The sequence below is a fragment of the uncultured Cyclobacterium sp. genome (assembly GCF_963976465.1).
Taxonomy (GTDB): Bacteria; Bacteroidota; Bacteroidia; order Cytophagales; family Cyclobacteriaceae; genus Cyclobacterium.
In genome coordinates, this window is sequence record NZ_CAXBOC010000154.1 from 1 (window position 1) to 10,465 (window position 10,465).

Here is a 10,465-nt window from a genome sequence, read left to right on the forward strand (position 1 = left end):
GATGGCCAATAACGCGTAAGCAATATACACGGGCAAATACCTCCGGTAGGGGCGCGCATAGGCCAAGATTCTTAAGTAAGTCTTCATATGGTATTTTTAATACAAATTGTAATCAAGGGTGAATAGGATTGAGGGAATTTCAATACCCGGTTATTCTTAGGCAATGTTTATTCCTAAGAAAATAAGCAAATCTATTTTGGTACATCAAATTCATTTCAAAACTAAATTGCCACAATAATTGCGCAATTTACCAATTTTTGGATGGAAGGGTTGCTAATTAATCCTTACCAATTAAAATTGTTGGTCAAATCTGGAAATATTTAATCGCAACGCCAATTGGCCATAGGAGGTTTTGGAACTTATCTCTCCATCGGCATTTACTTGCCGCATTGTTTGAGATAAATCAATGAATAAGTTATGCCGTAACAAGTATTGCAAATGTAAAGTTGCCATGCCGACCTTGTTTTTTTGCCCTTGCCCAATATAATTACCATATAAACCTGTACTATTTTGGGTTCTGTTTTTTAAGATGTCTCCTCCATAGTTATCTTCTTTCGTAGGGTCTGCGCCATACATTTGGTACATCATTGTTCCTCGAAGCGTCAACTTTGGCAAAGGCTGATAAGTCATCACTGCCAAAAGCTCTCTAAAGTTAGCTCCTCTTGGGTGGGTAAGTGGAATGCTGTAATTGGTATAAGACAAACTTCTCTTGAAAAGTAAAGGGTCTCGCCTGGTTGTACTCCAACTGAAAATCAAGGTTATCTATACCGGCTACATCAATGTATTTATATCCTAACTGGACACCATGTTTGTTTCTACTGGAACCACTTTCGGTAATATGAAAAAACTCATCGAATACAAATTCATCAAGAACAAACTGCCCATAAAGTTGCATTCCTTTACCTAAATTCCATTTCATATCTGTTCCGAGCATTACTTTATCCGGAGTGCCTAATTGGTGCTCTACCCACCGATAAAAAATCAAGGGATTGAAATAATTCCAGTTTGCTTTATCCGCCATTACTGATTCAAACACCCCCAGGTTAAACCTTTTTCCTAAATTAACCCCTAACCTGTGGAAAGAAAACCACTTTTGTGGGTACCGCCCATCTGTAGGCACTCCCCTGGATGTGATGATATCGGCCGTCATTTGCCCCCATAAATTAGTGAAATTGACCTTCCCTATCTTTGTGTTGACTTTCACAAACACAAAGGGATTCGAAAAATCTGACAATATAAAAGACCTAAGGCCTTCTCCAATAAAATGGCTGTCATGCCCCATTTGAATGTTTACATGTCCTGTGGCAGAAAAAGTAATATGGCCCCGTGCGGAGAAGAAACTATAGCCCCTGTCACCATACCTTTTCCAAAAGCCTTGCCCCGGAATGGCCCCATGACTTCCCACATAATCGTTTACCCAAGAGGGGAACAGCAAGTCGGTAGTAGCCAGCATGGTGTAAAAACCGATTTTATTGTCAATACTCCCATGTATTGCCAATCCTCGGGTATTTCGAAAAGGCATCTGATCACTGTCGATTTCAGCTCCCCCTTGTAAATACAGGACAGGATTTAAGTGTACATCAAAATCTTTATTCTTGTAACCATAAAAATCTGAAGGCCTATTATAAATGTGTTTACCTAAGGAAAGTTTAGAAAGAGCCATAGTATCAGAGGCATACTCCCAATTATCTTGTAATAAATAATTAAGGTTAAACTCATCCTTACTGCTTAGGTAGCCGGCCGTTTGTTTGTATTTCTCGAGAAACTGGACCACCTCATCTCTTCTGTAAGGCTTGCTCCCTGTATGGAAAAATTCATTAAAAGCTCCATTTTTTATTTCGTACCTTTCCAAAAGAGAATAGTAATCCCTATTGAACGGCAAATATGGACTTTGTGACAAAACATCTGAGACAAAGGAACCTGTAAACATAAAAAAAAGAAAAAAGTACTTCATAAAAACTTAAGTTTACACTGAATAACCAGTATTGTGGATAAAAAATCACATTTTAGATTTTACTGAAAACTAGCCTATTGACTGAATTGGCCATTTATGATATAAAATTAGCGAAGTATTTTATATTTGAAAGGGAATGTTTTGGAGAAAATTATAAAAAGGGGTAAATTTGTGCCTCAATTTGAAGAAGAAAAAAAATAATAGTTTATACAATGAAAAAAGAAATCCATCCAAATTACAGAGAAGTAGTTTTCTTAGACACTTCTAGTGATTATAAGTTCATCACCAAGTCTACCATTGAAACAAATGACACCATTACTTGGGAAAATGGCGAGGATTACCCATTGGTAAAGGTAGAGGTTAGCTCTGCGTCTCACCCTTTCTATACCGGTAAGAAAATGCTTTTGGATACTGCTGGTAGAGTTGAGAAATTTAATAGGAGATATAAGAAAAAGTAAGTTTTTCTTATTATTCTTTGAGATAAAGTCTATCAGAAGCATAATTCTGGTAGACTTTTTTATTTTTGTAATATGGACCATATCGTTTTATTTGATGACCCCAAGAGTAGAGGGAACTTGTTGCCATTTACGTTTACCCGCCCTATTGCCGAAATAAGGATAGGCATTTTTAAAATCAGTGAAAAGTGGCAAAACGCACTTCACGCCAAAGACCTGGGTTTTTTGACACAAAATTACTTACAAGGAAAATATCCCCCATTAAGCCATAAGGCCCTCTATATTAATGGCGCTTTATGTCCAGATGAGGACCTTATAAGCACCATTGACTCGCTCAATGAAAACGAAGCTCTTTGGCACCAAGACACTTTATTGGCTGCATTTTTTGACAAACCTGAGGACTTTCACAACGACCATTTACCTACTAAAAAGAGAATTGAATTTGAGGGTGATATTAGGTTACTTAGCAGAAACTGGCAGATTTTTCTATGGAATGGAGATGAAATAAAAAAGGATTTCACCCTTATAAGCAAACGTAGGGTTTCTTGGGGTACAGACGACCCCCACACACATATGTACAATGAACCCAATATCTTTATCGAAAAGGGGGCTAAAGTGCGTGCGGCAATTTTAAATGCTACGAATGGACCCATTTATATTGGTAAAAACACAGAAGTATCTGAGGGATCCGTGATTAGAGGTCCATTTGCCTTATGTGATGGTGCCATTCTAAGTATGGGATCCAAAATCCGTGAAAACACCTCCGTTGGCCCTAATTGCAAAGTCGGTGGAGAAGTTTCCAATACCGTTTTTTTTGGTCATAGCAACAAATCACACGATGGCTATATTGGCAATAGCGTAGTAGGTGAATGGTGCAACTTCGGTGCTAATACTGTGGTCTCCAATATGAAGAATAATCTAATGCCTGTCAAGGTTTGGGATTATACCAAAGGTGGGTATGGAGATACTGGCTTACAATTTTGTGGATCAATGGTAGCTGACCACACCAAACTTGGCATAGGAACCACACTCAACACAGGCACTGTAATAGGCGTTGGATCAAACGTATTTGGGGAGGGCTTTCCCAGAAAATTTGTTAGCTCCTTTGCATGGGGTGGTGGTTCTGCAGGTTTTAGTACTTTTAAGCTTATGAAATTTGAAGCAACTGCTCAAAAGGTTATGGAATTAAAGGGCAAAGAGTTTGATGAAAATGAAAGAGCTATATTGCAAAAAGTATTTGAAATAACCAGGCCTTACCGTATTTGGGACAAAGAATTATAAATAAAAAAACATGCTTTTTTCATCAATTCCGGGGCTTGAAGAAACAAAAGTCAAGCTTATCAATGCCATTAAAAATGATCACCTGGCTCATGCATTATTATTCCATGGAAAAGAAGGGAGCCCTAGTATGCCATTGGTCTTGGCCATGGCTACTTATATAAATTGTGCCAATCCGGGCCCTGATGATGCTTGTGGGAAATGCCCTTCTTGTATTAAAATGGGGAAACTGGTGCATCCTGACTTAAATTTTGCAATGCCTCTTCCTGCAGCGAAGAAAAAAGATGAGGAAGAAACCACAGACCTTCTTTCTTCCTGGAGAGATTTTGTATTGAAAAACCCTTATGGCAACCTGCAGGATTGGAATTATCATTTGGCAATCAACAAACCATTAAGCATCACAAAAGGAGCTGCCAAGCAGATCGTTAAAACGCTCTCTTTAAAATCTTTTGAAGGGGGGTATAAAATGATGCTTATTTGGGCACCGGAAACCATGCATGTAGCTGCAGCCAATGCACTCCTAAAGGTTTTAGAAGAGCCTCCGGAAAAAACACTCTTCCTTATGATTACTCAGCAGCCGGAAAGCCTATTGACAACCATTCTTTCGCGAACGCAAAAGGTTCATGTGAGGAATTTTACAGACAATGAAATACAAGGCTACCTTGTTGAGAATGGCCTGGCAACAGCAGTTGCTGCCCAACAAATTGCCCCTCTTGCAGATGGAAACTTAAGAGAAGCCATGCTGCTATCCCAAAACACCGAAGACAAAAACACCATGATTTTCAGAGACTGGCTAAGGGACTGCTATTCGGTTAAGATTCAAGAACTAGTTAATTTTTCAGAACAAATCACTAGGTTCTCAAAAGAAGGCCAAAGATCTTTATTGTTAACCGGAATTAATGTAATCAGAGAGTCTTTATTAAATAAAGCCCAGTTAGCTGAGTTAATGCGAACAACTGATGAGGACAGAGAATTCATTATCAAATTCAGCAATTCTGTTTTAAATGAGGAAAAGCTAACCAAAATTTACACAGCTTTAAATGAAGCCCATTACCACATAGAAAGAAATGTGAACCCTAAAATATTATTTTTGGATTTAGGGTTTAACTTGGCGCGCATAATCAAAGCTGCCTGATGCAATAATTGCGCATCCAGCATGACTATTGTTCAAGTAAAGCTTAACTTTGAGTCATGGAAAAAACAATTATCGGAAGGAAAGAAAAAATCGACCTCCCTGAATGGAATATAACAGCAATCAATGCAAAAATTGATACCGGAGCCTACAATTGTTCTATTCATGTCACCTCTGTGAAAGAGGTACTTAAAGACAATAGGAAAGAACTGGAGGTAATTCTATTGGATCCTGAAGACGATAGGTATACCGGAAAAACAATTAACATTGACAACTACAAAATAAAAAAGGTGAAAAACTCCTTTGGCCAAATTGAAAAGCGTTTTTTAATCAAAACCATGATGACACTTGGAGATCAACAGTTCAAGGCAGGTTTTACGCTTTCTGACAGAGGCAAAATGAAAAACAATGTATTATTAGGCCGCAAAATATTGGCAGGCAGATTTTTGGTAGATGTTGAAAAGGTAAACCTTACAAAAGCAGAATGAAAATAGCGGTATTATCTCGAAATTCACAATTGTACTCCACCAGAAGGCTCGTTCAAGCCATTCAGGAGGCCAACCATGAAGCTTTGGTCATCGATCATTCTGCTTGTGACTTAGTCATTGAACAAAAAGGTCCACACATTATCTATAAAGGAGAAAAGCTCAATGGAATTGATGCGATTATCCCAAGAATAGGAGCCTCAGTCACTTTTTATGGGACTGCCGTAGTCAGACAGTTTGAACTGATGGGTGTTTTTTCTGTGGTAGCCTCTCAGGCAATTGTTCGCAGCAGAGATAAATTGAGGTCCTTGCAGATTCTTTCACGAGAAGGTTTGGGCATGCCGAAAACGGCATTCACTAATTTTTCAAAAGGTGGAGAAAAGCAAATTGTGGAAATGGTTGGCGGTGCCCCATTAATCATCAAGTTACTGGAAGGCACCCAAGGTTTAGGTGTGGTTTTAGCAGAGACAAGAAAAGCCGGACAATCCGTAATTGAGGCCTTTCATGGGCTAAAAGCGCGAATAATCGTTCAAGAATTTATAAAAGAAGCCAAAGGGGCAGATATCCGGGCATTTGTTGTGAACAACAAAGTAGTTGGCGCAATGAAAAGGCAAGGGGCAGAGGGAGAGTTTCGCTCCAACCTGCATAGAGGAGGAAAAGCTGAGGTGATCAAACTATCGAGGGCTGAAAAGTCCGCTGCATTAAATGCGGCCAAGGCTTTGGGACTTTCGGTTGCCGGAGTGGATCTATTACAATCAGACAGGGGTCCTCTGATTTTAGAGGTTAATAGCTCACCCGGGCTGGAAGGTATAGAAAAGGCCACCGGATTGGACATTGCAGGAAATATTGTCTCATTTATAGAAAGTGGCGTTCAAAAAAAACAAGTAAGAAGGAAATCGGATTCGTAATGAAATCAATTAAAATAGGAACAAGAGGAAGTAAATTGGCTTTATACCAAGCTTATTATGTAGCGGATTTATTGAACAAGAATGGTTTGAGCACTACCATCGTAACAATAGAAACCAAAGGAGACAAGGTATTGGATGTTTCCATTTCAAAAATTGGTAGCAAAGGTGTCTTTACAGAAGAGTTGGAAGCCAAATTAGCGGCCGGAGAAATTGACATCGCCGTGCACAGCGCAAAAGATCTTCCTTCACGTTTACCTGAAGGGTTCGAAACAATTGCCTTTACTGAAAGAGAAAAGGTAAATGACGTCATCATCAGCCACAAGGATGATTTCCCTGACCTAAATGACAGGAGTAAGCCTTTAGTATTGGGAACCTCAGCAACCAGGAGGGTGGCAACATTAAAATATTTTTACCCACATATTAAACCCGTCGATGTAAGAGGCAACCTACAAACAAGGGTAAGCAAAATGGAAGGAGGGCTTTGTGATGGTTTGCTTTTGGCCTATGCAGGTGTTCACCGAATGGGTTACGACAAACTGATCAAAAAAGAATTACCCCTAACAGAATTTATCCCTGCAGTAGGTCAAGGTAGTATAGGAGTGGAAATCCATAAAGGCATGGACCATGAGCTAAAAACGCTTATAAAATCTGCTATTAACCATCCCGAATCCGCGGCATGTTTAGAAGCGGAAAGAAGTTTTTTAAGCGTCTTAGAAGGGGGTTGTAGTATTCCGGCCTTTGCCCTTGCCCATTGGGAAGGGGATCGATTAATTCTTGAAGGAGGACTCATGCAAATTGATGGCAAAGAAAGACTCTTTTCTTCCCATAGTGGTACAGAAGCGGAAGCAAGTTTACTAGGCAAGAAACTAGCTGAGGACATCAAATCTCAAGGAGGAGACCTACTTTTAAAGGAAATTAAGCAAAGACTAAATGGCTAAGATTTCAATATTAAGAATGATTGCAGGAATTTTGACAATTATATCAGTAGCTTCCTGCGCTAGTGAAAAAGACTATCTCATCACGATTGACACAGAATATGGTAAAATGTATGCCATATTGTACGATGAAACTCCGGTACACAAGGAAAATTTCATAGCCCTAGCTGAATCCGGAAGATACGACTCCACCACCTTTTATAGAATCATTGAAGATTTTATGATTCAAGGCGGTGATGTCTTTAATAAAGAAAACCTGGACCAAGAAGACTGGTATACCCTGCCGGCGGAATTTAACGAAGACTTGATTCATGAGAAGGGTAGCATAGCAGCAGCCAGACAAGGGAATCAAATCAATCCTGAAATGAGATCCAGTGGATGCCAGTTCTATATAGTAGAGGGAAAAGTATATGAAGAACCTGAATTGACGACGGATTTAAGGAAACTACAACAAGCTTTCGCTCAATACCTTCAACTTGAGACCAATTTAGAACTTAGAGAAAAATACGCAGATCTATACCAAAAAGGGGAATACGACAGTATAAATTCATTAATGCTTTCCAATAAAGTAGTGTTGGAAAAATTTTTTAACTTAAATTTGGGATTGGACAAAAGAAAAAATCAAGTTCAAGCCTATACCACAGTGGGAGGCACCCCACATTTGGATGATACTTATACGGTATTTGGTAAGGTAATTAAAGGTATTGATGTTCTGGATGAAATTGCTTCTTTGGAGACAGGGAGTAATGACTTACCAATTACACCAGTTTACATGAAAGTAAATGTCGAATATATCTCAAAAAAGAAAATAGCAAAAGAATATGGATATCAATATCCTCAAAAGTAAAAAACCGAAAATACTAATTACCGGAGCGAATGGCTTATTAGGGCAGAAAATCATAAAAGAAATACTTATTGAAGGAAAATATGAAGCCATAGCCACCGGTAGAGGTGATTGCCGCCTCCCCACTGAATGGGGTGGTTATGTATATGAAGAGATGGATATAACCAAACCATTGGAGGTTATGGCTATATTTAAAGCCTATAGTCCCCAATACGTTATCCACGCCGCTTCAATGACAGACGTAGACAGATGTGAAGTAAACAAACATACCTGTTTTGAACAAAACGTTACGGCAACCTTAAATATTATGAAAGGATGTGAAATGACCAAATCTCACCTCATATTCATATCTACTGATTTTATTTTTGATGGAAAAAATGGGCCATATGATGAGCAGGCTAAGCCAAATCCACTAAACTATTACGGCAAGACTAAAATCGAAACTGAAATTGAAGTTCAAAAATACACCCACAACTGGACAATTGTAAGAACCAATTTGGTTTATGGAATTGCCCACGACATGTCTCGCTCTAATATTGTTTTGAACAGAACAAAGAACTTAGCCTAGTTGATGACCAATTTAGGACGCCCACCTTGGCAGAAGATTTAGCAAAGGGCTGCTTGCTTATCGTAGAAAAAAATGCGACTGGAATTTTTAATATTTCCGGTGATGAGTTACTTACTCCCTACGATATGGCCATGCTTACTGTCAATTTTTTTGAATTAGACCCAAAAGGAATTAAGAAAACCGACTCCAGCGTATTTTCTCAGGTAGCCAGTAGGCCTTTGAGGACAGGCTTAGATATTTCTAAGGCTAAAAATATTCTGGATTTCAAGCCTAAAACTTTTGAAGAAGGGATTGAAATTATGGCAAAACAAATTAAATTAGCTAATTATAAAATATAATTATTTTTTTATTTTGAAATCTAATCAATTCACCCAACAATATGCAAAAATCTAGTAAAACACCCTCTCGAGGACAATGGGGCTCTTCATTTGGTTTTATCATGGCTGCAGGTGGATCGGCAGTTGGACTAGGTAACATATGGAGATTCCCTTACATCACGGGTCAAAATGGAGGGGGCGCATTTGTCTTTGTCTATTTAATATGTGTTCTTTTAGTAGGATTACCTTTGCTTCTTAATGAGGTAGCCCTAGGAAGAAAATCCGGAAAAAACCCTGTGGGAGCAATCAAAGAAACCGGAGGAAGTAAATTTTGGCAATCCTCAGGTGTACTATGTGTGGTGGTATGCTTTGCTGTTCTCAGTTATTACTCTGTAATTGCAGGATGGACCATAGGATATATCTTTACTGAACTCATTAACATACCCATTGATTTTGAGGTGTTTATCCAAACCCCTCTCTATGTCATCCCTCTTTGCATGTTGTTTATACTCATGACCATCCTTGTGGTTTTGGGTGGCATTTCCGGAGGTATTGAAAAAGCTGCAAAGTTTTTAATGCCTCTTTTATTTATTATAATCATTCTTATCGCAGCAAGGGCTGTGACTTTACCCGGAGCAGGAAAGGGAATTGAGTATTACCTATCCCCAGATTTCAGTAAAATCAACGGCAAAGTAATATTATCGGCGCTTGGGCAGGCATTTTTTAGCTTGTCCGTAGGTTGGGGGTTAATGATTACATTTGGTTCATACCTACCCAAGGACAACAATATCATCAAGTCTTCTGCTTGGATTGCAGGCATGGACAGCACTGTCGCCCTTATGGGAGGCTTAATGATATTTCCAGCTCTTTTTGCTTTATTGCCTGGGGTTAGTCCAGATGAAGGCCCAGCATTGGTCTTTAATGTACTCCCAAGAGTTTTTGACCAAATTGAACCGTTTGGAAATATTATAGGCGGAATGTTTTTCTTGCTTTTATTAGTGGCGGCTTTGACCTCAAGTATATCCATGCTAGAGGTACCTGTAGCTTATTTTATTGATGAAAGGAAATGGTCACGTAAAAAGGCAGCTTGGACATTAGGAATTTCAGCCATGTTTTTAAGTATCCCTTCTTCTTTATCTGCGGTCAAAGGAAATTTTTTCAATGTCATGCACTTTAGTTTCTTTGGTAGAGACATTATGGGCTTTTTTGATCTTATGGACTTCTTCTTTGGAACCTTGGCCATTGTGATCATCTGCTTGATGTTAAGTCTTTACACCGGTTGGATAAAAAACATTAAAGCATTTGCTGCAGAACTTACTTTGGGTACAACTTCGTTTGAGGGACTTCCCCGATTGGCATGGATGTTTTTTATCAGGTGGGTATGTCCCATTGTGATCATATTGGTAATACTCAATATGGTAGGAGTCTTTGGGGAACCAGGAAGCGGTGGATAATTAAAAGTAGTCTTAAGTTGCGGATCCCAAGGAAACAAAGGGTGCTTTCAAAGCATTAACAATTGGTAACCTTATATAAATAGGGCTTGTTGGAAAATTCGATAAAACTTGACCACGTAAGGGTAAACTAATTCA

12 protein-coding genes are annotated in these 10,465 nt (G+C 38.9%); 10 read left to right on the forward strand and 2 right to left on the reverse strand.

The window, feature by feature from the left end; genetic code table 11:
* Positions 1 to 291: 291 nt before the first annotated feature.
* Together AAC037_RS10405 and AAC037_RS10410 are read right to left on the reverse strand one after the other, a co-directional pair.
* Positions 292 to 702, reverse strand: coding sequence for a hypothetical protein (locus tag AAC037_RS10405; protein WP_339902935.1), 411 nt, complete (start codon positions 700 to 702; stop codon positions 292 to 294).
* A complete protein-coding gene (locus tag AAC037_RS10410) occupies positions 653 to 1,954 on the reverse strand; it encodes a hypothetical protein (RefSeq protein WP_339902936.1) in 1,302 nt (433 codons plus the stop codon). The genes AAC037_RS10405 and AAC037_RS10410 overlap by 50 nt, the downstream gene beginning before the upstream one ends.
* Before the next feature lie 212 nt (positions 1,955 to 2,166).
* Between AAC037_RS10410 and AAC037_RS10415 the strand changes: the two genes are divergently transcribed.
* From AAC037_RS10415 to AAC037_RS10460, 10 genes are all read left to right on the forward strand, one after another.
* Positions 2,167 to 2,412 carry a type B 50S ribosomal protein L31 gene (locus AAC037_RS10415; RefSeq protein WP_014018871.1) on the forward strand — a complete coding sequence of 82 codons (246 nt, stop codon included), beginning with the start codon at positions 2,167 to 2,169 and terminating at the stop codon, positions 2,410 to 2,412.
* A gap of 72 nt (positions 2,413 to 2,484) precedes the next feature.
* Complete coding sequence (locus AAC037_RS10420) at positions 2,485 to 3,690, forward strand: putative sugar nucleotidyl transferase (RefSeq protein ID WP_339902937.1); 1,206 nt, start codon at positions 2,485 to 2,487, stop codon at positions 3,688 to 3,690.
* Positions 3,691 to 3,700: 10 nt separating this feature from the next.
* Complete coding sequence (locus tag AAC037_RS10425; RefSeq protein ID WP_339902938.1) at positions 3,701 to 4,822, forward strand: hypothetical protein; 1,122 nt, start codon at positions 3,701 to 3,703, stop codon at positions 4,820 to 4,822.
* A gap of 56 nt (positions 4,823 to 4,878) precedes the next feature.
* Entirely contained in the window at positions 4,879 to 5,307 is a 429-nt protein-coding gene (locus AAC037_RS10430; RefSeq protein ID WP_339902939.1) for a RimK/LysX family protein, read from the forward strand.
* The gene (rimK, locus tag AAC037_RS10435; RefSeq protein ID WP_339902940.1) at positions 5,304 to 6,212 is read left to right on the forward strand and encodes a 30S ribosomal protein S6--L-glutamate ligase; all 909 of its coding nucleotides are present in this window, start codon (positions 5,304 to 5,306) and stop codon (positions 6,210 to 6,212) included. Before AAC037_RS10430 ends, rimK begins: the two co-directional genes overlap by 4 nt.
* Positions 6,212 to 7,150: a hydroxymethylbilane synthase gene (gene hemC / locus AAC037_RS10440; RefSeq protein WP_339902941.1), complete on the forward strand. Its 939-nt coding sequence runs from the start codon at positions 6,212 to 6,214 to the stop codon at positions 7,148 to 7,150. Before rimK ends, hemC begins: the two co-directional genes overlap by 1 nt.
* Positions 7,143 to 7,994 carry a peptidylprolyl isomerase gene (locus AAC037_RS10445; RefSeq protein ID WP_339902942.1) on the forward strand — a complete coding sequence of 284 codons (852 nt, stop codon included), beginning with the start codon at positions 7,143 to 7,145 and terminating at the stop codon, positions 7,992 to 7,994. Before hemC ends, AAC037_RS10445 begins: the two co-directional genes overlap by 8 nt.
* The gene (locus AAC037_RS10450) at positions 7,969 to 8,559 is read left to right on the forward strand and encodes a sugar nucleotide-binding protein (protein WP_339902943.1); all 591 of its coding nucleotides are present in this window, start codon (positions 7,969 to 7,971) and stop codon (positions 8,557 to 8,559) included. The genes AAC037_RS10445 and AAC037_RS10450 overlap by 26 nt, the downstream gene beginning before the upstream one ends.
* 26 nt (positions 8,560 to 8,585) lie before the next feature.
* Positions 8,586 to 8,897, forward strand: a complete 312-nt coding sequence (locus tag AAC037_RS10455; RefSeq protein WP_339902944.1) for a sugar nucleotide-binding protein — start codon at positions 8,586 to 8,588, stop codon at positions 8,895 to 8,897.
* A gap of 41 nt (positions 8,898 to 8,938) precedes the next feature.
* Entirely contained in the window at positions 8,939 to 10,330 is a 1,392-nt protein-coding gene (locus AAC037_RS10460) for a sodium-dependent transporter (protein WP_339902945.1), read from the forward strand.
* Positions 10,331 to 10,465: the final 135 nt, after the last annotated feature.

Coding starts and splice junctions, on each gene's coding strand:
- hemC (WP_339902941.1), top strand. CDS start 6,212: ATGAAATCAATTAAAATAGGAACAAGAGGAAGTAAATTGGCTTTATAC.
- rimK (WP_339902940.1), top strand. CDS start 5,304: ATGAAAATAGCGGTATTATCTCGAAATTCACAATTGTACTCCACCAGA.
- AAC037_RS10425 (WP_339902938.1), top strand. CDS start 3,701: ATGCTTTTTTCATCAATTCCGGGGCTTGAAGAAACAAAAGTCAAGCTT.
- AAC037_RS10460 (WP_339902945.1), top strand. CDS start 8,939: ATGCAAAAATCTAGTAAAACACCCTCTCGAGGACAATGGGGCTCTTCA.
- AAC037_RS10430 (WP_339902939.1), top strand. CDS start 4,879: ATGGAAAAAACAATTATCGGAAGGAAAGAAAAAATCGACCTCCCTGAA.
- AAC037_RS10445 (WP_339902942.1), top strand. CDS start 7,143: ATGGCTAAGATTTCAATATTAAGAATGATTGCAGGAATTTTGACAATT.
- AAC037_RS10450 (WP_339902943.1), top strand. CDS start 7,969: ATGGATATCAATATCCTCAAAAGTAAAAAACCGAAAATACTAATTACC.
- AAC037_RS10420 (WP_339902937.1), top strand. CDS start 2,485: ATGGACCATATCGTTTTATTTGATGACCCCAAGAGTAGAGGGAACTTG.
- AAC037_RS10410 (WP_339902936.1), bottom strand. CDS start 1,954: ATGAAGTACTTTTTTCTTTTTTTTATGTTTACAGGTTCCTTTGTCTCA.
- AAC037_RS10415 (WP_014018871.1), top strand. CDS start 2,167: ATGAAAAAAGAAATCCATCCAAATTACAGAGAAGTAGTTTTCTTAGAC.